The organism is Shewanella sp. MM_2022_3 (assembly GCF_022557375.1).
Lineage (GTDB): Bacteria > Pseudomonadota > Gammaproteobacteria > Enterobacterales > Shewanellaceae > Shewanella > Shewanella xiamenensis.
Window position 1 is genome coordinate 32,907 of record NZ_JAKZGV010000007.1, and the last position, 21,831, is coordinate 54,737.

Consider the following 21,831-nt stretch of genomic DNA (forward strand, 5'->3'; position numbering starts at 1 on the left):
CAATATTCCATAATGTCAAAAACTAGCCACTAATCAAATTGTTCAGCGCCAATATCGGTTGCAGAATGGCCATTACGATAAAGAGTACAACCCCCGCCATACTTACCACTAACATGGGTTCGAATACGCCGAGGGCGAGCGTCACATTACTCTCAAACTCGCGATCTTGGTTATCCGCAGCACGCTCAAGCATGTCTTCGAGCTGACCACTCTTCTCCCCTGAGGCGATCATATATAACATCATCGCAGGGAATAGCTTAGTGTTAGTCAACGCGGTACTGAGGCTAGTTCCTTCCCGTACGCGCGCCGTTGCATCATCCACCGCCGCCCGTACCCGCATATTTTGCAATACCTCGCTGGCAATGCGCATCCCGTCCAACAAAGGCACCGAACTGGCGGATAAAATACTCAAGGTACGCGCAAAACGCGCAGTATTGAGTCCTTTACTTACTCGGCCAATCACCGGCATTTTCAGCAAAAATGTATGGTATTTCATCTTGAAAATCGGTGACTTGAGTAGACGCTGGAACACTACCAACAGAATACCAATCGCTAAAACAACAAACAGACCATAGTGTTGGACAAAATCCGAGGCAGCAATTAAGAAACGGGTCGTCGCCGGTAACTCGGCGCCCATATGCTCAAACTGGCCAACGACCTTTGGTACCACAGCCGCAAGTAACACTGATACCACCCCAATAGCGACAATCGTCAGCATGATGGGATAAATCATCGCCTGTTGCAGTTTAGATTTAAGCTGCTGGCGACGTTCGGTGTAATCGGCTAAGCGGTTTAGCACCACTTCCAAGTGGCCGGATTTTTCCCCCGAGGCCACCATAGCGCGGTATAAGTCATCGAAAATATGCGGAAATTCAGCCAAGGAATCGGCCAGACTATAACCCTCAACGACCCGGGAGCGCACCGCCATGATCATACTGGCAAGCCGCGCCTTCTCACATTGCTGACCTACCGCCTTAAGACATTCCTCGATCGGTAAGCCCGCCGCCACCAGTGTCGCGATTTGACGGGTGATCAGCGCTAATTCCGCCACTGAAATCCCGCGCTTAAAGGGCGAAAATCCCGCACCTTTCGCCTTGGCTTCTTTTTCAGTGACCGGCAGAATATCCAGCGGCATCAAGCGTTGATCGCGCAATTGGCTACGTGCGTGTCTGGCGGTATCCGCTTCGATCACGCCCTTAAGCTGCTTCCCCTTGGCGTCCAGCGCCTTATATTCAAATGCAGGCATAGCTTACTCCTCGCGGGTCACCCTTAGGACTTCTTCCAGAGTGGTGATACCTGAGAGCACCTTGCTCATGCCATCGTGACGAATGCTTGGTACCGACTGGCGGATATATTTCTCAATCGCCAGTTCGCCACGTCCACCGTGAATAAGCTCGCGCACATTATCATCGACCAACAATAGTTCGTGAATGCCCGTACGACCACGGTAGCCACTGTTACCACAGGCCTTACAGCCGTTGGCACGATAAATATGGCGTGGATCATCGGCAATAATACCCAGCAGCTCACGTTCACGCTCATCGGGCACATGCTCTGTCTTACATTTTGGACAGAGGGTACGGATCAAGCGCTGAGCCAATACCCCGAGCAAACTTGATGAGACTAAGAAAGGCTCAACACCCATATCCTGCAAACGGGTAATCGCGCCCGAAGCGGTGTTGGTGTGGAGAGTCGAAATCACTAAGTGACCCGTCAAGGATGCCTGCACCGCAATTTGGGCGGTTTCAAGGTCACGGATTTCCCCAATCATCACCACATCGGGGTCTTGACGCAGAATCGCCCGTAGACCACGGGCAAAGGTCATGTCCGCCTTAGTGTTAACTTGAGTTTGGCCTATGCCTTCTAATTCGTATTCGATGGGATCTTCAACGGTTAAGATATTGGTATCTTTAGAGTTAATCTCAGTAAGCCCAGCATATAGCGTGGTACTCTTACCCGAACCCGTAGGACCCGTTACCAAGATAATGCCGTGGGGACGACGAATAAGCTCATCGAACTTGGCTCGGATGCTGTCCGTCATACCCAGCTGTTTTAAATCCAGATTACCGGCATTCTTATCCAGCAAACGCAGCACCACACGCTCACCGTGGCTCGATGGCATGGTCGATACCCGCACGTCCACCGCGCGGCCCGCAATCCGCAGCGAAATACGGCCATCTTGTGGTACACGTTTCTCGGCGATATCGAGGCGCGCCATCACCTTAATCCGCGACACCAACAAGGATGACAGCTTACGATTCGGCTTAAGCACTTCCTTCAGCACACCGTCGATACGGAAACGCACGACTAGCTGCTTCTCGTAGGTTTCGATATGGATATCCGAGGCTTCTTCTTTAATCGCTTCTGATAACAGGGCGTTAATGAGCTTAATGATCGGCGCATCATCATCGCCTTCGAGCAAATCTTCGGTTTGTGGCAACTCTTCTGCAAGAGTAAATAAATCCATTTCATTGCCAATGTCTTCCATCAGCTGCTGCGCTTCGGAGGAATTGGCTTGATAGGCCTGAGTCAGTTTGACCTCAAACTTACTCGGCTCGAGCTGTACCAAAGGTAAATCCACGCCCGAGTAGCGACGCGCTTCAAGCATCGCCGCTAACGGGGTTTTGGCGGTATAAAACAGGTTCAAGGCGCCATCATCGCCATAGGCTAAAATCACCTCATGGCGGTGGGCAAAGGCAAAGGGTAAACGCTCTTTGCTGCTGGAGCGAAATACCTCATCACCTTCGGCTTCAATACCTAGTTCATTGGAAACTAAGCTTAAATCCTCGACTTGGGATACTTGTATTTCACTCATTGTGTTTTATCTTTGTTTTTGTTTTCATCCAGCGACTTGAGAGTCGGGTCAGTTTTACGCATCTGAGTCTCTAGTCCTTTGCCTTCTTTATAACGATCTAAAATATCGTTCACTTCTGGCGGCACATACTCAGACTGGTTCCACTCATCTAATACCGGCACTTTAGTCTCAGGCATTAGATTGACACCACGCTCCTGCTGTTCAAGCTGCAATGCTCTGAAATAGTTGTATTTACGACCAGCGATACCTTCCATCGTCACACCATCACGGATAATGGTGGGTTTGATAAAGATCATCAGGTTCTTCTTGGTCTTCTTACTGGAAGAAGATTTGAATAAATGGCCAAGTACTGGAATATCGCCGAGGAATGGCACTTTCTGCACGCTTTCTTGGACTTCTTCGTTAATCAAACCACCGAGTACCACGATTTGGCCTGAATCAGCCATAACAGTAGTGGTTAAACGGCGAGTAGCGAAGGAAATATCCACACCCGTGTTACCGTTTACGCCGGAGACTTCTTGCTCAATCGCAAGCTTAACCGCGTTGCCTTCGTTGATCTGCGGCACCACTTTTAACTTCACCCCAACCTCTTTACGCTCAACGGTTTGGAATGGGTTGCTGTTGTTTGAGCTGGCGGTAGAACCGGTAAGAATAGGCACTTCATCACCGACGATGAAAGAGGCTTCTTGGTTATCTAAGGTAGTAATAGAAGGTGTTGCAAGTACGTTTGAGTTAGTGTCACTCGATACGGCTTGTACTAGGGCACCAAAGTCACCCATAGCAACGCCCCATGCCATACCATTCACTTTACCTAAGGCTTGAGCAAGTAAGGTAACATCGCCCTTTGTATCTGGGTTTTTACCAATCACGTCACCTGTGTTTGGATTGGTAATATAGGTTCCTTCTTTATCCTGCGCCTGCCATACACCCGCGCCAATCTCACCGATAGTTGGGCCTAAGTTATTGAACTGAGTTCCACCACCCGCTTTCGCGGCCCATTGCACCCCAAAGCCGACGTTATCGCCTTCGGCAACTTCCACGATAATGGCTTCGACTAATACTTGGGCGCGGCGAATATCGAGTTGGTTGATCACGCTTTCAATAGTGCGCATTTGATCTGGCTCAGCGCTGATCACTAATGCGTTAGTATCAGTGTGGGCCATAATATTGATTTCATTACGACGTTTGCCACCACCCGCTGCCTGAGCGCTAGGATCTTTTTCACCTTCCAACTTTTGGGCAAAACCAGTTAGCACTTCAACTAAGTCTTCGGCCTTGGCATACCGTAAATAACGTACTTTCGTATTGCCCGTGCTGGCTTGCTCGGCATCGAGACGGTGGATCAGCTCCACCACCCGTTGACGACTCTTTTCATCACCACTGACCACAACAGCGTTAATCCGCTCGTCGGCAACAACCTTAGGCGCTTGTCCTGGGAGCTGCGCTTGGTTAGCTGTCGCGCGGTACAGGGTATCGATAATTCGCACCATTTCGCCAGCAGAAGCATATTCAAGTGGCACGACTTGAACAGAGGTATCACCCTGTTTATCTACACGGCGAATGATTTCAACTAACTTATTAACCACCGCAGCGCGGCCAGAGAGCATCAGCACGTTTGATGGATCGTAGTTCACTACGTTACCACCACCAGCGTTATCGTTTAACTGACGTAATAATGGTGCTAATTGCTTGGCTTCGGTGTTATACAACGCCACGATGCGGGTAACCATTTCATCGCCTAGGCCAGGATCGTTGTCATTAGCAACACGAATCGCCGCGGTTTTCGCATCTTTGTCTTTGATCACTTTGATAACGTTATTTTCCATCTCGACGATGGCATAACCGTATACTTGCAGCACGTTGAGGAAGAACTGGTAATACTGCTCATCATTGAGCAGATCATAACTGCGAACGTTGATCTTGCCGCGAATCGTCGGGTCAACAATGATGGTTTTGTTCAAGTTTTTACCAACAATATTGATAAACTCTTGAATATCAGTGCCTTTAAAGTTGGCCGCATATTGTTCAGACCAAACAAATTGCGAGGTCAGCATAGTGGCGCCCGCCACAACTCCAGCAATCAGTTTGCGTCGAATCCGTTTGTTATTCATTATTTTACTTTCCCCTAACGCGTGTTATTGCGGCAAACTAAACATGATTTCAACCAACTGTCCTTCCCGTTCAACCATAACAGAAACTTCAGTTAATTCAGACAATTGGCTCATCATTTCTAACGCCTGACTCATTACGGTCAGGTCGTATCCATTAATCGATTTAGCAAGGTCATTGGGTTTAAAGCCTGCTTGCTTAAATAGGTTCACATCTTTGCCAGGATTGAGGCGATAACCAACAACGTTTTCTCCCTGTCTCACGGGCGAAATCGCAATATAGTCAGTAATTTTACTGGGATCGGCTAAAAGTTCACTGCGAGATTCGGCCAGTTCTTGAGAGATTTCAGCATTCTTGCGCTGATCCACTCGGCTAACGACTTCAGCTTTTCCGCTCTTGGCCTTTTGTAATTGTTGATTCGCTGGGCTTTGACTGGTGTAAACCAAACCATCAAGCATCAAGGTTTCATAGCGACCCGCATTGGTAATGATAATCCGGTCTGCATAGACTTCTTTTAACGAAGCGGATGTACCCTTAATTTTATCACCCAAGCTGTAGGTTTCTTGGCTACCACTGGATTCAATAATCGCTAGACCTTTTTGGTCAGCGGTGGATGCCACCACCCCCGTCAGTTGAATAGAAAGGGAAGTCTTTGGCGCATCGGTTACGGTTTCGACCACTTCGACTTTAGGTTTATCCGCCTTGGCGTCGGCTTTGCCGAAAAGTGCGAGTTGCTGTAATCCTGCCAGATCAATTTGCCCAGCCCCTTTACCCGCCGTGGTCACCGCAGTGGGAGACCATGCTGTAGGAGATGAGGTGGTAGGCACGAGTTTCCATGTAATTTGCGCGGCTAAGAGTAAACTCAGAATAAAACCAAGCCAGAAAACAACCTGACTCAACGGCTTATGCGGAATACCTGCAGCTTTTGCGATAACGTTATCTAATAAATCCATATTTATGTGGACCCTCAATACAGGTCTCTGTTCTGATTATAAAAATTATCATGTTCGCCACATGCTAACCTAGGCCGCATTTGGCAACAACCCCATAACAGTATTGCAATTGGCGAAAATTGGCCATTTATGCTAACTTTGCCCGCCTAAAAAGGGTGTGAAGCGCACCACTCTTTAACATAATAGCAATGCGACTTAGGCATTTTATTACTCAGCATGTGAACTCATCGATCTTTTATCTTGGAGACACTATGACACAAAGTTCAGGCGACAGTGGCAGCGTTCGACTCGATAAATGGTTATGGGCCGCACGTTTTTATAAAACTCGAGCCATAGCCAAAGAAATGATCAACGGCGGCAAAGTACATTACAACGGTGCGCGCACCAAATCTAGTAAGAATGCTGAGATAGGTGCCGTCCTTAAGATACGACAAGGTTATGACGATAAAGAGATCGTCATAAAAAAATTATCAGAATCACGCCAAAGTGCATCAATTGCACAGGAATTGTACGAAGAAACCGCCGCCAGCATCGCTAAACGCGCGTTAAATGCCGAAGCAAGACGATTGAATATTCTTAATAATCCTGCACCCGACCATAAACCGGATAAAAAGCAACGACGCCAACTTATCCGATTTAAAGAATGCTAAGAATTACGTAAAAGTTACCTAATAGTGAGATACAAAATGACCCAAGATATTTTACACCGCTACCTGTTCGATAATGCCGATGTGCGTGGTGAACTGGTGCAATTGCAAGACAGCTATCAGCAGGTAATAGGCTCACATGCCTATCCTCCTGTGCTGCAAACCCTGCTCGGCGAGTTGCTAGCGGCGACCTCTTTATTAACCGCCACCCTAAAATTTAGCGGTGATATTAGCGTGCAGTTGCAAGGGAATGGCCCAGTATCGCTGGCGGTGATCAATGGCAATAACCAGCAGCAATTACGCGGTATCGCCCGCTGGGATGGCGAGTTAGCCGACGATGCCAGCCTAGCCGACCTGTTTGGCCAAGGTTATATGGTTATCACCCTCACACCGGACGAAGGCGAACGCTATCAAGGCGTGGTCGCCCTTGATAAACCCACCTTAGCCGCCTGTGTCGAAGACTACTTTAACCAGTCAGAGCAATTACCCACAGCAATGTGGCTATTTGCCGACGGTAAACAAGCTGCTGGCATGTTCCTGCAAATATTACCAAGCCAAGAAGACCACAATGCCGACTTCGAGCATTTATGTCAGCTGACAGCGACCATCAAGGCGGAAGAGTTATTCACCCTAGAAGCGCAGGACGTATTACACCGCTTGTATCATCAAGAAGAAGTACGTCTGTTCGATCCTATCGAAGTCAGCTTTAAATGCACTTGCTCACGCGAGCGCAGTGCGGCGGCGATTAAAACCATCGATCAAGCCGAAGTCGAAGCCATTCTGGCGGAAGACGGTAAGGTCGAAATGGGTTGTGAATACTGCAATGCGAAATACGTGTTCGATGCTATTGATGTTGCAGCAATCTATGCCAATGGCACCACTTCAAATACCCAGCAGTAAGTTTTTACTTACTGTCAAAGGGCACCTTGGGTGCCCTTTTTTGTACCACCTCAATGATCCAGCTCACACTTTAGCCACGGATAGGATACAATCGGCACACTTTGTCCCCTAGCACGCCTCGGGCGATAAATAAAAGCAAAATCGGCAGACGATCGATAAAAAATAACCTTACAAATACAAGTCAATGGAGACCTCACTATGGCGGATGGATTAAACCGCGTTCATTACAACCCCTCAACAGCACAACTGGTCGAATTTGCCCTGCTCCGCGGCGAAGGTGAATTAACCGCCAATGGTGCGCTGGTTGCCAAAACCGGTACACGCACAGGTCGCTCTCCTGGCGATCGTTTTATTGTTAAAGAACCTAGTTCAGCGGCTGATATCGAATGGGGACCCGTCAACCAAGCATTTGAACCCGGTGCTTTTGAAGGATTATGGGCGCGTGTAGAAGCATTCCTCGCCGATAAAGAGTTGTTTGTATCTGACCTCGAAGTCGGTGCAGACCCAGAACATTACCAGCCAGTGCGCGTGACGACTCAATACGCTTGGCACCAACTGTTCGCCCGCAACCTTTTTATCATCCCAGAAGAATTTAACCGTCAAGACAAGCCTGTATGGCAAATCATCAACGCACCAGACTTCGTCTGTGTTCCTGAGCGTGATGGTACCAATTCAGATGCAGCGGTGATCTTAAACTTTGCCGAGCGCAAAGTGTTGCTAGCGGGCCTGAAATACGCTGGCGAAATGAAGAAGTCGATGTTCTCTGTACAAAACTTCCTGCTGCCAGCCCAAGGCGTATTGCCAATGCACTGCTCGGCTAACGTAGGTAAAGACGGCGACACCACCCTCTTCTTCGGTCTGTCAGGCACGGGCAAAACCACCCTGTCTGCGGATCCAAAACGCTTCCTGATCGGTGACGATGAGCACGGCTGGGCACCGGGCGGCGTATTCAACATCGAAGGCGGCTGCTACGCCAAATGTATCGACCTGAGCCAAAAGAACGAGCCTGTGATTTGGGATGCGATTCGTTTCGGTACTGTGCTGGAAAACGTGGTAATGGACGAACACCGCGTGCCTAACTACAAAGACAGCAGCCTGACGGAAAACACCCGCGCAGCTTACCCGCTCGAGCATATCGCCCAGCGTAAAGAAGACAACCGTGGCGCCGAGCCGCACGCAGTGGTGTTTTTAACCTGCGACGTGTCTGGCGTATTACCACCGGTTTCTATCCTGAGCAAAGAGCAAGCGGCTTACCACTTCCTCTCTGGTTACACCGCGAAAGTCGGTTCGACTGAAATCGGCTCAACCTCTGCGATTCAGTCAACCTTCTCTACCTGCTTCGGCGCGCCTTTCTTCCCACGTCCTGCGGGCGTGTATGCTGAACTGTTGATGAAGCGTATCGAATCATTCGGTAGCCAAGTGTACTTAGTTAACACTGGCTGGACTGGCGGCCCACACGGTATTGGTAAACGTTTCGACATCCCAACCACCCGCGCCATTGTCGATGCGATTGTCAGCGGCGAGCTGAAAAACGTTGAAACCGTTCATTTAGATACCTTAAACCTCGCGGTGCCTGTAGCGGTTAGCGGTGTCGACAGCAATCTACTCAACCCAGTGAACACTTGGAGCGATAAAGCACTGTACGCCGAATACGCCCAAAAACTGGCCGAAGCCTTCACTAAGAACTTCGCGAAGTATCAAGTGTCAGACGCCATCCGTAACGCGGGCCCAAAGGCATAAGCGTAGCGAATTCATTTAGATAATGTAATCAAACACATTGTTGAGTAAAAAAGCGCGAGTTCAGCGATGAACCCGCGCTTTTTACTTGTCTGTTGATTTTGTAACTAAACCCCACCCGCACTAACGTCACTGCGTTAGATTTTTTATGTGTTTTGTTTCTTATCGATTAGTTAAACCAAGCTTAAATTAATGCTGCGTTTTTATAATCACCAATAACAATCATCACTTTTAGGAAGCGGCACCCAAATGGAAAATCATAAACCTGCCACAGGATTCCAGCGATTTCTCAATACCGTCGAAACCGTAGGGAATAAACTCCCCGACCCCGCAGTATTATTTGCACTATTTCTAGGCTTGGTCTGGCTGATCTCTTGGGGGTTATCGGGCGTCAGTTTTGATGAAATCGACCCTCGTACTGGCAACCCCATTCAAGTCGTGAATATGCTCGAAGGCGGTGCATTAACCGCCTTTACCTCAACACTCGTATCAACCTTTGTGACTTTTCCACCGCTCGGTGTCGTGCTGGTTGCTATGCTTGGCTTAGGTGTTGCCGAACATACAGGCTTTATTAATGCGGGGCTGCGCTCAATTTTATCAGTGACCCCCAAGATGTTACTCACTCCGGTACTTATCGCAGTGGGTATCCTGAGCCATGTCGCGGTTGATGCGGGTTATGTTCTGGTTATCCCACTCGGCGCGGTGATCTTCTATGCCGCGGGTCGTCATCCACTAGCCGGTATTGCCGCTGCTTTTGCTGGGGTATCCGGTGGTTTTTCTGCAACCGTGGGCGTGCCATCGAGTCTTGATCCTATGTTAGCCGGCTTAACTCAGGCGGCGGCAAGATTATCCGCCGACCCAGCTGCCGCCACATTAACGATTAACCCACTGAATAATATATTCTTTACGTCGGCATCTGCTGTGTTAATTATCTTAGTTGGCTGGTTTTTAACGGATAAAGTGATTGAGCCACGCCTAAAAAACACTGCGGTGAATGGCGATCCCAGCACGCTGCCAACGCTTGATGAGCTGGCGCCCCATGAGCGCCGCGGTCTCAAATTCGCTATGGGTGCCATGTTGTTATGTGCCTTAGGGCTGGTGTTTACCGCCTATGGTGACAACTCTGCCTGGCGTGGTACCGATGGCGCGCTAACCAGTGCTTCGGCTCCCTTAATGCGCTCCATTGTGGCGATTATTTTTGTGTTCTTCCTCGTGCCAGGCATAGTCTATGGCTATGTTGCGGGTACGGCGAATAACCACAGAGCCATTATTCAAGGCATGAGTAAGTCCATGAGCGGCATGGGTTATTACATCGTCATGGCCTTCTTCTGCGCTCAGTTTATTTATGCCTTTGGCCAATCCAATTTAGGCGCATTAATGGCCATTAAAGGCGCGTTGGCGTTGAAAGAATTGGCTCTTCCGATGGGTGTAACTTTGGTGGGGATTGTGTTTCTCACCGCGTTTGTCAATCTATTAGTCGGCTCGGCCTCAGCCAAATGGGCGTTGATTGGTGCCATTATGGTACCCATGTTAATGGAGCTGGGCGTATCACCCGATTTGACTCAAGCCGCTTACCGCGTGGGCGACTCGTCAACCAATATCATTACCCCGCTGATGCCTTACTTTCCGCTGATAGTCGTGTTTTGCCAAAAATACGTTAAGGAGTCAGGTATTGGCACCCTAGTGGCGCTGATGCTGCCGTTTTCAATCAGTTTTCTCCTGCTTTGGAGCGGTTTCTTATTGGCATATTGGGCATTAGGTCTGCCATTAGGTATCGGTAGCTCATTCACTTTCCCAGCAATGCCTTAGGGCGTAAAAGAGGTATGCAGAGTGCTAGCAACATTGAATTTATAATAAACAGGGCACTCGATACCTCAATAACCACTAAACACTGCACCGCTTACCACCTCGCTTAAACGCCGATGCCGACGTAAAACGTCGGCATTTCATTTGATTAAAAACATTTAAATACAAATACTTAAATATCTATAAACGCATCTCGCTCATAGTAAAAGATAATAGCCTCAAGTAGTTCCTGTTCACTGGGCTGAGCTTTTTGCTGCTTAAGATTAGCAATGACATCCTCGATTTGATCCGTATTTAGCAGATAACCATAGTCACTGCGGCCTAAACCATCCTCAAAGGCATTGATTTCGTCATCCGAGAGATCCCTATCAGCCACTATCGGGAACAACAATGTGGTCAGTTGAAGGGATTCACCTTGATCAAGATCTTGATAGACCAGCCAATAACTTAATCCAGGTTGTTCGATACATTTTCTTATCCAGCACTGTAACGACTCAGGTTTACCAAAGTATGAAGTGATATTCATAATGTCCTCGAATGGTGTTGTCATAGGGAAAACTGAGTGAGTCAAAGAGTTGAATAGTCATGGAGGCTATTTGGCTATTCGCCACTCTCAAGATTCATACAAGTAAAAGATGGGAGTTCTCGCGACTCAACCGGTGCCAAGAATACGAGAGGATATCTGCGCCCATCAAAGCCTAAATCACAATTCATCAATTCGATGGACAAAAAACAAGTCAGAATTAAATAAAAATCACTTTAATACGATAATTTTTAAATATTCTTTATTTATAGGTCATGTTATTTAGGTTTTGGTTATTTTCAAATCAAGGTTGATGATGTTTCACAAAACCTATTAAGCCAACTGTGATACCTTAGGCGCCCAAAAAACCTATCGGGGCTTAGCTTTTTACGCTAAAAGCAAAGGCTGACCTGTAAATAGATAACGAGTCTTAAGACACAAAATGCTGCGGCAACCGGGGAGTTTCGCAAGAATGAAGAGCAAGAGTTTATTAGGCAACATTGGTGTTCAAGTGGTTATCGCCATGATTATTGGCGCACTGGTGGGTTTTATGATGGGTGAAAGTGCGAGTATCTTCGCACCGCTTGGTACCATTTTTATCCATTTAATCAAAATGCTAGTGATCCCACTGGTACTGGTTTCTATCATCAGCGGTGCCGCCAGCTTAGGTGATAGCCCCTCGGCAGGTAAGATTGGTGTGGGCACTTTTGGCTTCTTTATTGTCACCTCAGGCCTTGCCGTCGCTTTGGCATTAGTGATGGGTAAGATGTTTACACCCGGCGCAGGTGTTGACTTTACCGCCCACAGTGGCAGTGGCTTGATGGAAGTAACAGCCGAACATGGCGCACTCCCCGGAGTGATCGACACCTTTATCGGCATGATCCCAACCAATGTGTTCGAATCGCTAAACGGCGGAAATATCCTTCAAATACTGGTATTTAGTATTTTCTTTGGTATCGCACTGACGAAGGTCAAAGGCGATGGCGCTAAGCCCATCATAGCGGCGTTAAATACTGTCGTCGACGCCTTTGTGTGGATGATCAACTGCGTGATGGTGATTGCCCCTATCGGTGTGTTTGGTTTGATGGCCGATTCCGTCGGCACCTTTGGTTTTGATGCCTTAGAAGTCGTGTTTAAGCTGTTTGCCGTGTTTGTGGCCGCGATTCTGCTCTATGGTTTTGTGTTCTTCCCCTTAGTGGTGCAGCTGTTTTCTAAGGTCTCGGCACGCCAATTTATTTCGGCGATGAAAAAGCCCCAGGTGATGGCACTGTCGACGGCGTCATCAATGGCAACGCTGCCAGTAAATATGGAAACCTGCGAAGAAGATCTTAAGGTTTCTAAGGCCACCACTGCCTTTGTGCTGCCTTTAGGTGCCACCATCAATATGAGCGGCAATGCGATTTATTATGGTCTGGTCGCGATGTTTTTCGCGCAAATGTACAACATTGACCTCTCAATGACCGCCTATGCCGCGATTATCTTTACCTCCACCTTAGGCGCCATTGGCCAAGCGGGCGTGCCAGGTCCGTCATTTTTAGTGGTCGCAGTGCTATTGGCTGCGGGTATTCCCATTGATGGTTTACCGCTGTTATTCGCCCTCGACCGAGTGTTTGACATGATCCGCACCGCGCTAAACATCACAGGTGACGCCGCCTGTGCCGTGATTATGGATAAGTACACTGCGGAGCAACCGACTCAAGAACCGAGTTAACACGCACGCGCATCCTAAGGCTTGAATAGGCTTGCTTATTCAAGCCTTTTTTATGACAGAGCCTTGTACAGACTGCACGCTATCTTACTGATTTAATATCAATTACCTAGCTTTAATGTGATCTTGGCGGTGCCTTGGACTAAGCTCAAACAGCGCCGCCTCGCAATTTGCATTTCTTTATCAGCCCAACCACACGGGCGAAGTGCCTTTCTGCGATAATGGCTTGGCTACCATCAGTCCAAAGGAGTGTTGCATTATGTCCGTCTTTGCCCCTGCAAGCCCTTTTGCCGACTTTATCTATCGCCATTTCCGCGCCATTCACGCCCTCAAACTCGGCCTCGCCCTGCTGATTGCCGTCACCATTAATGCCATTTGGTCACCGCCGCATTTTATTTGGAGCATGGTGACGATTGTGATCATTATGATGAGTCTGCCACAGGTGGGCGGTGCGATTGAAAAGTCACTGCAACGGGCGGTAGGCACTTGTTTAGGCTCGGCTTATGGCGTGATGCTAGTGGCCACACTCGACAGCTATTGGGTAATTATGGGGCTGTTAATTTTAGGGGTGACGCTGATCTGTTTTATCTCGGCAGGACGCTACAGCTATGCCTATCTGGTGGCAGGATTCACCATTATTATCGTGGTGGGCGATGCGAACCACGACACCTCAGAGGCACTCTGGCGCACGGCAAATATTCTGCTGGGTTGTGTTATCGCGATTCTGGTGTCGCTGTTTATCTTCCCGATTAAGGCCAAACAGGACTGGCGTAGTCAGCTCGCCAATGCCATCGATAATATGGCAAAGGTGCTGACCCAACATTTACAGGCCCCCGCCAACCATGATTTAGATTTTCGCGCCGAACTCGAAGCAGCGATGAAGGCGGTATTAACTCAGAAGAAACTGTTTTTCTCCCTAGAATGGGAAAGCCAAACCTTAAAAAAACATAAAATACTGCTGGCGGAATTGGTCAATAAACAGGTTCGGCTGATCACCTTACTCGAATTGTTGCCTTTGAGTCGCTGGCAGGAAGCCGACAAAGAGGCATACCACCAAATCAACAAAGTCGCCGCCGAGCTTACGGCTTATCTGCAACGCCTTAGCGAATTTGTTGCAGGTAAAACAGCTACATTGCCCACACTACCAAATGCATTAGAGCAAGAGTTGCAACACAGATTACAACTTAGCTTGGCCAGCTCGGCACCGAATTCGCCCCCTTTGGCAAATGAAGTCGCACAGGGATTTGCCCTCACGGGATACGGCTGGCTTATCTATCAACTCGCCATTGCCGTCGAAGCCCTCTACGCCGATATCGAGATTATCGAAGTCGCCTATCGCGGACAAACCGTGTTACATAAAACTACCAAGCGCGCATAGGCCGTCACCACGGGAATAGAAGCGAAAAATCACTCCCTCAGACCAAGATAAACCCTTGGCAGCCCTTGCACTTGTAGGGGCTTAATGAAAAGATACCGCCCTAATAAAAATTCGATGTGTGGACTGTTTTCATGCGCTTGTTTTCCCCTTCCGTTATCGCCATTGCCTGCTTATCGGCGGGCTCATTATTCACAGCCCAGTTAGCCGTTGCCGCGAATACCGAAGTCGCACAACCCGAAGTGACTAATTCTGGAGCTGCCAACGCTGAAGTTGCCAGCACTGAGGCCGCTAAAACCGACGCGGTTGAAACAGATGCCAGCAGTAGCGCTTTGAGCGCGACAGAAACCGCTCCCGAAGTCGCAGCGACACCAACTCGCGCTAATACCTTTGTCAATGACGCCATTCTCCCGCCGAGCATCACGTGGCACGGTGGCAGCGAAGCTCTGTTACTCAGCGCCGATAACGAATGGGCAACGCCCTTCGAGCAAAGCAATGGCACCGAAAGCCCAAGCTATGACGACACCATCGCATGGCTCGACCGATTGGCGGCCGAAACCACTAAATTGCAAAAAGTCAGCCTAGGTCAGAGCCCTCAAGGCCGCGACATTTGGATGTATGTCGCCAGCAGTGAAGGCATTAACGAATCGGCACGGCTAAAGCAAAACACTAAGCCGACGATTCTGGTGCAAGCCGGTATCCATGCCGGTGAAATCGACGGTAAAGATGCAGGCATGATGCTACTGCGAGATATAGTCAAAGGCGACAAAAGCGAGCTACTCGAAAAAGCCAACCTGCTGTTTGTGCCTATGTTTAGCGTTGATGCCCATGAGCGCAGCGGCGAATTTAATCGCGTTAACCAACGTGGCCCGGTGAATATGGGCTGGCGCACCAATGCCAATAATCTCAACCTGAACCGTGACTATGCCAAGGCCGACACCTTAGAAATGCAGAATATGCTGCGGGCAATCAATGTGTGGCAACCGGATCTGTATATCGATGTGCATGTCACCGACGGCATCGATTACCAATACGACATCACCTTCGGCTACAACCTCGCCCAAGGCTTGAGTCCCGCCAGTTTCCGCTGGCTCGAAAATAGCTACCGCCCAGCGGTAGAAGCGGCCTTAACAGCCCAAGGCCATATCCCTGGTCCACTGATTTTTGCCATCGACAATACCGATATCACTAAAGGCATGTCACTGTGGAACCCAAGCCCACGCTTCTCCAATGGTTATGGTGATGCCCGCCATCTCCCGACTATTTTGATTGAAAACCACAGCTTAAAACCCTTTAAACAGCGCGTACTTGGCACCTATGTAATGCTAGAGCAAACCCTAAAAACCGTGGGTGACCAAGCGACCAAGTTAAAGAGTGCGATTCAAGAGGATAAATACCGCGCCTCACCACTGGTCACATTAACGTGGAAATCGGCACCACTGGCTAAAGGCTGGGATTTTAAAGGCATTGACTACACTCTTGAGAAAAGTCCGATTAGCGGCACCGAGGTAGTGCGTTGGACAGGCGAGCCTAAACTGTACCCTAACCTGCCTGTGATGGCCGAAACCGTGCCCGATATTAAAGTCACTCGCCCGAGCGCCTACTATATTCCCGCAGAATGGACGCAAGTGATTGACCGCTTGAATCTACACGGCATCCGGATGACACGTTTAAGCAAACCGACTGAGCTTAAATTGCAACAATACAGCTTGAGCAATCCGGTGTTTAATACCAAAGCGTTCGAGGGACGACTCACAGTGAAGGCCGACTCGACACTGGCCAAACTGACCACCACCTTGCCCGCGGGCACAGTGAAAATCAGCACAGATCAACCCTTAGGCGATCTGGCGATTTTACTGCTTGAGCCACAATCACCGGACTCGTTACTGCAATGGGGCTTCTTTAACCCTATCTTTACCCGTACCGAATACATTGAGGACTACGCAGTAGAGCCGCTGGCCGCCAAGATGCTTAAGGAAGATCCAAAGCTACAGGCGGAATTTAACAAAGCGCTGGAAAACCCAGAGTTTGCCGCCGATCCCGAGGCACGCTTACGCTGGTTCTATGAACGCAGCCCTTACTACGATAATCAACATCTTAAGTATCCAGTCTACCGTAGCCGTTAATCCCGCCGTTAAAAACGGCAAGGATTAAGCAGGCTTACGCGCGCTAATGCTATATACCAAGGGCACCTGTTGCCCTTGGTGTTTTAGTACATAACGGCCATCGGCTTGCGCCTCTAGCCCTGCAAAACAGTTATAGGGGCTAAACGCAAATTCGTGGAAGAACGCTAACTCCAAACCCGCCTGCAATAAGGCATTGATCACCTCAGACAAGCTATGCGACCAGCACATTAAGGTGTGCTGCTCATCACCGGCATTCTCGGTATAAGTCCCTTCCTGCTCAATATCTGGCACTCCGCGATTAAAATAGCTATAGCCATCGAATAGCTGCTGCGCCGGATGAAACTCGGCCATATAAAACTGTCCGCCGGGCTTTAAACACGCCGCAATGGTCTGCGCCCAGAGTGTTAAATCCGGTAGCCACACAATGGCACCATAGGAGGTAAAAACAATATCTTGCGGCTCAACCTTGCCTACAACGCTGTAGACATCGCTACAAATAAACTCGGCAGACAACTGCGTCTGCTGCGCCAACTTACGCGCCTCAGCAATCGCCACTTCGGATAAATCAACCCCAGTCACTTTTGCGCCCATTCGCGCCCACGACAGGGTATCTAAACCAAAGTGACATTGCAGATGCAATAGACTTTTGCCCGCCACCGCAAGCTCACTCAGCTCGATTTCCGTTAAGGATGTTTTGCCACTCAAAAAGCCTTCAACATCATAGAAATCAGAAGTTAAGTGCACTCGAGTGCGGGCATCCCAAGCGATTTTATTGGTCGTTAAGTAATCCATGTGAATCCTTTCTAGTTGCACTTTTAATCAAGCAGGAATGTTGGACACACGCTAACCGAATAAGTGAGTAATTTCACCACTCTTTGGGAAAATCACTCATTCAGCGGACATGTCCGCCTGCGCCCAAGCGGACACATTTAACTTATCTGCATGATTATTAATACATTTTAAAATTGGCATAGGATGTGCAATCTCTACTTACATAAAGTTAATCGCTATCAGTGTTGCACTCAGTCGGTCGTCGAGTGTCGATAACAAGGAAGAAGAAAATGTCACTACGCCCTTTTATATTCACCCTCGGATTTGTCGCCCTCTTTACGGTTGGCGTGTCACTCACTGGCTGCATTATCAATGTGAACGCCGCTGGCATGCCGGATTTAGACCACGAGCAACGTGAACTCAGCCTCGATGCTCAAGACTTGCAGGAGCTCGTTGCCGAAACAGGTGCGGGCAGCCTTGAAATCATCGGTGTCGAAGGCCTAACCCAAATTAAATTAGTCGCTGATATCTATAGCAATGACGATAGCAAAGTCATTCTCACCCTTGAGAAAAAGGCCAACAAAGCCAAGCTTAAGGCCGACTTTGAATCCCATAGCAGCTTTAGCAATTACTCTCCCTATATCGATTTGAAACTACAAGTGCCAGCAGGATTAGCGCTAGATATCGACGATGGCTCAGGTGCTATGTTTATCAACAAGATGACTGCGGATATCAAGGTCAAGGATGGCTCAGGCGAACTGGTTATCCATGGCGGCAATAATGTCAGCATCGACGATGGTTCTGGCGCGATTGAAGTCAGCCAAGTCAACGGCAACCTTGCCATTGTCGACGGCTCTGGTGGTATCCAAGTCAATGATATTAAAGGCAGCATCACCATTGATGACGGTTCAGGCGAAATTGAAGTCGCTAATGTGCAAAGCACAGTCACCATCAACGATGGCTCAGGCGATATCAATGTGGTGAACACTAAGGGGTTAACCATTCTCTCAGCAGGTTCAGGGGATGTGAGCTTCGATAAAATCGATGGCCCAGTAAGCAAACTCTAAACCCGTTAAACCAACAGCGTTACCGCTCAACCAACTTCCCGGCGTAGAGACTGATGTTGTAACGGTTCCCAACCAAAATGTCAGTCTTCTACCCACCCTTTTTAGCGTTACCGTTCCATGGACAATCTTATGCACTTTATGCCACTAACCCCTTGTAGTGGCATCTTTTTTTGAGTCTGAGACTTTCCGGGATTGGGTGCAACCATTGATAACCGAGTAATGCCTGTCATGACTTTTTTAGTGCCGACTTATTCACTCAATATCGACGTTTTGTTTTGAAAAAGGCAAGTAGTTGCTTTTGTTTACCAGCTTCAGCCAACACATCGTGGCAGGCCTTGCTGGCACTGCCAACACCCATTACGTTTTGGTCGACTATTTCAACTGTAGAGGAAATATTTTGGGAGATATCTTCAGTCACACTTGATTGTTCGCTAGAAGCCGTTGCAACGACAGTATTGACATTAGAAATTGTATTAACCGACGTGGAAATACCATGGAAAGCGTTACGTACCTTTTCCGAAACCATTTGAGATTCATCTAACAAACTTGCATTTGCTTTCATGTAATGATCAGCTTTTTCTGCTTGAGACTGTAGCTTGGAAATGATCCCTTGAATATCAATAGTCGATTGTTGTGTTTTAGCGGCAAGTGAGCGTACTTCATCTGCCACGACAGCAAAACCGCGTCCAGCTTCTCCGGCCCGTGCCGCTTCAATTGCAGCATTTAATGCCAGTAAATTAGTTTGTTCGGAAATACTGGTAATAACGTCAATAACAGAGCCGATTTCTATAGAATAATCTTTTAACTGATTCACTATGGCTCCTGAATCACGAATGGCCGCACCGATTTTTTCAGAAATGACATCAGATTCACCGAGGGATTTATTACCCACTGTGACATTATCCATTGCCTCCCTTGCGCTGGTTTCAGCCTCAGTTGCATTTTTACTGACTTCTAGGGCTGTACTGGACATTTGATTGAGTGCGGTCGCGATCTGTTCTACCTGAACCAGCATTTGCTTAGAGTTATTTTCAACCTGATTCATAGTGGAGGCCAATACTTCCGCAGAAGTCGCTGTATTATCGGCAACGTTAATCAACTGCTCGGTCATTTCAGAAATTTTATCAGCAGTATCATTGCAGCCCTTTGCCAATAGACCTAATTCGTTATTACCAATATCGTTAATTCGATCTGTAAGATCGCCATTTGCTAATTTAGAAATAAAGGCCTGAACTGTCTTAATCGAAGTTACAATAAATCTTGATATGATAATCGATGTAGCTAATACCAATAGCGAAACAATGACTAAGATAAATAGCATTATTTTTATCGATTCATCGTAAATCTCATCACCATAACTGCTCGCAGCTTGTGCTCCTTTGCTATTTAAATCAGATAATTGGAGTAATAAATCCGAGTATTCGTTATAAGCATTTAGAGATTCGGTTAACAGCAGTTGTTTGGCGTCTTCATTCTTGTTTGCTCTTGAGAGAGTGAGAAGCTTCTGCTGAATTCCTAGGTACTCCTTATATAAGCGATTAAAATCATTGAATATGACTTTTTCTTCATTCTCGCTAATCAGTTGTTGATAGGTGCGTATAGATTCGTCAATTTTCTCTTTTATTTTATCCAATTCGCGTTCAGTATCTCGCATTTGAGCATCGTCCAACGAGAGAATATGACGGGATTCTAACACCCTAAGATCTGCCGTTTGGCCATTCAGTCGTTCTATAACGCGCACGGATGGTAGCCAGTCGTTGGATATGACGGTGGATTGCTCATTAATGACTTGCATTTTACCTATCGCTAGCATGGCTAACCCAAGAATCGCAATCATGGGAATTGCAAAAGCTCCAAGTAAAAGATGATTTATCTTTAGATTACGCATGTAAACCCCGACAATGATGACTATGCTCAAATGTATTTATCTGACGCCTGATACAGGCTTATTCCCTCCATAAATATATAAGCCAGACATTCAACTTTCGCTATCCGAACGGATAATTAATAGTAGTTATTTGCTGGTTTCTAAAAGGCATAACCTTAGCTAATACATGATTTAAAGTAACAACGATAAATGTGGGGCAAAATTTAACAATGAGTGTCTCGATAAACTTCGATGGTAGGTACGTCCGGAACAGTTACGGTACACTTGACGCCAGCTAAGTAAAAGGGTGCACACCATGTTAGTTAAATTTATCAATAAACGCAGCCGCAGTCGTAAGCATATGCGCGATTATGCCAAAAATATCTTTGAATATAACCAGTATTTGCTACCTCTTTATATTGACAGCGGGGTAACAGAAGGTTTTGAGAGAATTCAGCCATACCGCGAATTTGATGAGGACTTTCGCCAGTGGGAGTTGTTGGGTGCCGAATTAGGCGTACCCGAATGTTATTTCGCCGATGTGGCGCAACTTGCGTATATAGAATCAGGCAGGCTTGAGGCGGCGCCGCTGATGTGCTCGCTCGCTTACGGTTATTTTGCAACCGCCATTGATTACTATAAATATTGTTCATCGATAGAAAAAACTGGCGGGATAGCAAACGCTATGTGGCCTACAATCAGCGTGTTTCGGCTTGTACTGATGCTGTTCACTGGGCTTAAACACTATGCAGACGAGCTGTACTACGCTGAGGCAACCGCGCGGCGTTCGGGCTGGATTGCTCGCTCCCATGGTTTTATTGGCGATTTTTTGGTGCTGCTGTATGGCCGTTATTTGGGACATATCGAGCCGCCTTTCACTAGTGAGGTGCAAGTGACACTGCGAAAAACGGCTCCTTTCCCCTATGCGTCATTTTTAGATAACTGGGACACACAGGATATCGAATTCATCAGCACCATGCTGCAAACCCTCTGCGATGATCAGGTAGAACAAGCAGTTATCGGGGATAAAAAGTGTTTTTTTGAGTTCCACAATGGACATCTCTCATACATACCGTTGACGGCGTTAATGCTGCTAAAGCTTCGAGACCTCAGGGGCTTGGCTAATCCGCAGTTTAGTCATCCGGCATTTGGCGATATAACAGCTTTGTTTGAGCAAGTTGATCAGCAGTTTACCGATTATATCGCGGCAGAGGGGATTCACAGGATTGAAGATGCTGCCGATGAGGTGTTAACCAAGACGCTTGCACGAATGCAAACACAAACCTTTGATGCAAAATCCATTTTCTCTAAGCGACCTTGATATACAACATAAAGACAGGACATGCATATCTTTTTAGCATCGATACTGCCTATGGGTAGTTCCATAGCAAAACTTAGTTGCGGTAATAGTTCGAGGGGCAAATAGG

General features: G+C 47.7%; 16 protein-coding genes. 9 read left to right on the forward strand and 7 right to left on the reverse strand.

Annotated elements, in window-relative coordinates; translation table 11 throughout:
* Positions 1-22 precede the first annotated feature (22 nt).
* The 4 genes from gspF to gspC are packed head-to-tail and all read right to left on the reverse strand — an operon-like array spanning position 23 to position 5,877.
* Positions 23-1,246, reverse strand: a complete 1,224-nt coding sequence (gene gspF, locus MMG82_RS06265) for a type II secretion system inner membrane protein GspF (protein ID WP_037416423.1) — start codon at positions 1,244-1,246, stop codon at positions 23-25.
* Positions 1,247-1,249: 3 nt separating this feature from the next.
* The gene (gene gspE, locus MMG82_RS06270) at positions 1,250-2,815 is read right to left on the reverse strand and encodes a type II secretion system ATPase GspE (protein ID WP_241406627.1); all 1,566 of its coding nucleotides are present in this window, start codon (positions 2,813-2,815) and stop codon (positions 1,250-1,252) included.
* On the reverse strand, positions 2,812-4,926 hold the full coding sequence (gene gspD / locus MMG82_RS06275; protein WP_037427533.1) for a type II secretion system secretin GspD: 2,115 nt from the start codon (positions 4,924-4,926) through the stop codon (positions 2,812-2,814). Before gspD ends, gspE begins: the two co-directional genes overlap by 4 nt.
* 24 nt (positions 4,927-4,950) lie before the next feature.
* Positions 4,951-5,877 (reverse strand): type II secretion system protein GspC, encoded by a 927-nt coding sequence (gene gspC, locus MMG82_RS06280; RefSeq protein WP_037427535.1) that lies wholly within the window; start codon positions 5,875-5,877, stop codon positions 4,951-4,953.
* 251 nt (positions 5,878-6,128) lie between these two features.
* Here gspC and hslR point away from each other — a divergent pair, with 251 nt between their 5' ends.
* The 4 genes from hslR to MMG82_RS06300 all read left to right on the forward strand — a co-directional run bounded on the left by hslR (position 6,129) and on the right by MMG82_RS06300 (position 10,970).
* A complete protein-coding gene (hslR, locus tag MMG82_RS06285; RefSeq protein WP_037416410.1) occupies positions 6,129-6,527 on the forward strand; it encodes a ribosome-associated heat shock protein Hsp15 in 399 nt (132 codons plus the stop codon).
* Between the two features lie 36 nt (positions 6,528-6,563).
* Positions 6,564-7,424 carry an Hsp33 family molecular chaperone HslO gene (hslO, locus tag MMG82_RS06290; protein WP_037416407.1) on the forward strand — a complete coding sequence of 287 codons (861 nt, stop codon included), beginning with the start codon at positions 6,564-6,566 and terminating at the stop codon, positions 7,422-7,424.
* A gap of 198 nt (positions 7,425-7,622) precedes the next feature.
* Entirely contained in the window at positions 7,623-9,164 is a 1,542-nt protein-coding gene (locus tag MMG82_RS06295; RefSeq protein ID WP_037416403.1) for a phosphoenolpyruvate carboxykinase, read from the forward strand.
* Positions 9,165-9,410: 246 nt separating this feature from the next.
* Positions 9,411-10,970: an AbgT family transporter gene (locus MMG82_RS06300; RefSeq protein WP_241406628.1), complete on the forward strand. Its 1,560-nt coding sequence runs from the start codon at positions 9,411-9,413 to the stop codon at positions 10,968-10,970.
* 169 nt (positions 10,971-11,139) lie between these two features.
* Here MMG82_RS06300 and MMG82_RS06305 read toward each other — a convergent pair whose 3' ends face one another.
* A complete protein-coding gene (locus MMG82_RS06305) occupies positions 11,140-11,493 on the reverse strand; it encodes a hypothetical protein (protein ID WP_218678075.1) in 354 nt (117 codons plus the stop codon).
* Positions 11,494-11,962: 469 nt separating this feature from the next.
* On the opposite strand from MMG82_RS06305, the gene MMG82_RS06310 reads away from it, so the two are divergent.
* From MMG82_RS06310 to MMG82_RS06320, 3 genes are all read left to right on the forward strand, one after another.
* Positions 11,963-13,201 carry a dicarboxylate/amino acid:cation symporter gene (locus MMG82_RS06310; RefSeq protein WP_241406629.1) on the forward strand — a complete coding sequence of 413 codons (1,239 nt, stop codon included), beginning with the start codon at positions 11,963-11,965 and terminating at the stop codon, positions 13,199-13,201.
* Positions 13,202-13,457: 256 nt separating this feature from the next.
* Entirely contained in the window at positions 13,458-14,576 is a 1,119-nt protein-coding gene (locus tag MMG82_RS06315; RefSeq protein WP_172591181.1) for an FUSC family protein, read from the forward strand.
* A gap of 131 nt (positions 14,577-14,707) precedes the next feature.
* On the forward strand, positions 14,708-16,699 hold the full coding sequence (locus tag MMG82_RS06320) for a M14 family metallopeptidase (protein ID WP_241406630.1): 1,992 nt from the start codon (positions 14,708-14,710) through the stop codon (positions 16,697-16,699).
* A 24-nt stretch (positions 16,700-16,723) separates the two neighbouring features.
* Here MMG82_RS06320 and MMG82_RS06325 read toward each other — a convergent pair whose 3' ends face one another.
* Positions 16,724-17,491, reverse strand: coding sequence for a class I SAM-dependent methyltransferase (locus MMG82_RS06325; RefSeq protein WP_241406631.1), 768 nt, complete (start codon positions 17,489-17,491; stop codon positions 16,724-16,726).
* 269 nt (positions 17,492-17,760) lie between these two features.
* Here MMG82_RS06325 and MMG82_RS06330 point away from each other — a divergent pair, with 269 nt between their 5' ends.
* A complete protein-coding gene (locus MMG82_RS06330; protein ID WP_241406632.1) occupies positions 17,761-18,537 on the forward strand; it encodes a DUF4097 domain-containing protein in 777 nt (258 codons plus the stop codon).
* Positions 18,538-18,793: 256 nt separating this feature from the next.
* Here the strand turns inward: MMG82_RS06330 and MMG82_RS06335 are convergent, their stop codons facing one another.
* Positions 18,794-20,425 carry a methyl-accepting chemotaxis protein gene (locus MMG82_RS06335; protein WP_203432511.1) on the reverse strand — a complete coding sequence of 544 codons (1,632 nt, stop codon included), beginning with the start codon at positions 20,423-20,425 and terminating at the stop codon, positions 18,794-18,796.
* Between the two features lie 295 nt (positions 20,426-20,720).
* Between MMG82_RS06335 and MMG82_RS06340 the strand changes: the two genes are divergently transcribed.
* Positions 20,721-21,725: a hypothetical protein gene (locus MMG82_RS06340; RefSeq protein WP_241406633.1), complete on the forward strand. Its 1,005-nt coding sequence runs from the start codon at positions 20,721-20,723 to the stop codon at positions 21,723-21,725.
* Positions 21,726-21,831 lie beyond the last annotated feature (106 nt).

Excerpts from the sequence above, each read along its gene's own strand:
- MMG82_RS06300 (WP_241406628.1), top strand. The coding sequence starts at position 9,411 with ATGGAAAATCATAAACCTGCCACAGGATTCCAGCGATTTCTCAATACC.
- MMG82_RS06320 (WP_241406630.1), top strand. The coding sequence starts at position 14,708 with ATGCGCTTGTTTTCCCCTTCCGTTATCGCCATTGCCTGCTTATCGGCG.
- MMG82_RS06315 (WP_172591181.1), top strand. The coding sequence starts at position 13,458 with ATGTCCGTCTTTGCCCCTGCAAGCCCTTTTGCCGACTTTATCTATCGC.
- MMG82_RS06340 (WP_241406633.1), top strand. The coding sequence starts at position 20,721 with ATGTTAGTTAAATTTATCAATAAACGCAGCCGCAGTCGTAAGCATATG.
- MMG82_RS06295 (WP_037416403.1), top strand. The coding sequence starts at position 7,623 with ATGGCGGATGGATTAAACCGCGTTCATTACAACCCCTCAACAGCACAA.
- hslO (WP_037416407.1), top strand. The coding sequence starts at position 6,564 with ATGACCCAAGATATTTTACACCGCTACCTGTTCGATAATGCCGATGTG.
- gspF (WP_037416423.1), bottom strand. The coding sequence starts at position 1,246 with ATGCCTGCATTTGAATATAAGGCGCTGGACGCCAAGGGGAAGCAGCTT.
- MMG82_RS06325 (WP_241406631.1), bottom strand. The coding sequence starts at position 17,491 with ATGGATTACTTAACGACCAATAAAATCGCTTGGGATGCCCGCACTCGA.
- MMG82_RS06330 (WP_241406632.1), top strand. The coding sequence starts at position 17,761 with ATGTCACTACGCCCTTTTATATTCACCCTCGGATTTGTCGCCCTCTTT.
- gspC (WP_037427535.1), bottom strand. The coding sequence starts at position 5,877 with ATGGATTTATTAGATAACGTTATCGCAAAAGCTGCAGGTATTCCGCAT.
- MMG82_RS06305 (WP_218678075.1), bottom strand. The coding sequence starts at position 11,493 with ATGAATATCACTTCATACTTTGGTAAACCTGAGTCGTTACAGTGCTGG.
- gspE (WP_241406627.1), bottom strand. The coding sequence starts at position 2,815 with ATGAGTGAAATACAAGTATCCCAAGTCGAGGATTTAAGCTTAGTTTCC.
- hslR (WP_037416410.1), top strand. The coding sequence starts at position 6,129 with ATGACACAAAGTTCAGGCGACAGTGGCAGCGTTCGACTCGATAAATGG.
- gspD (WP_037427533.1), bottom strand. The coding sequence starts at position 4,926 with ATGAATAACAAACGGATTCGACGCAAACTGATTGCTGGAGTTGTGGCG.
- MMG82_RS06335 (WP_203432511.1), bottom strand. The coding sequence starts at position 20,425 with ATGCGTAATCTAAAGATAAATCATCTTTTACTTGGAGCTTTTGCAATT.
- MMG82_RS06310 (WP_241406629.1), top strand. The coding sequence starts at position 11,963 with ATGAAGAGCAAGAGTTTATTAGGCAACATTGGTGTTCAAGTGGTTATC.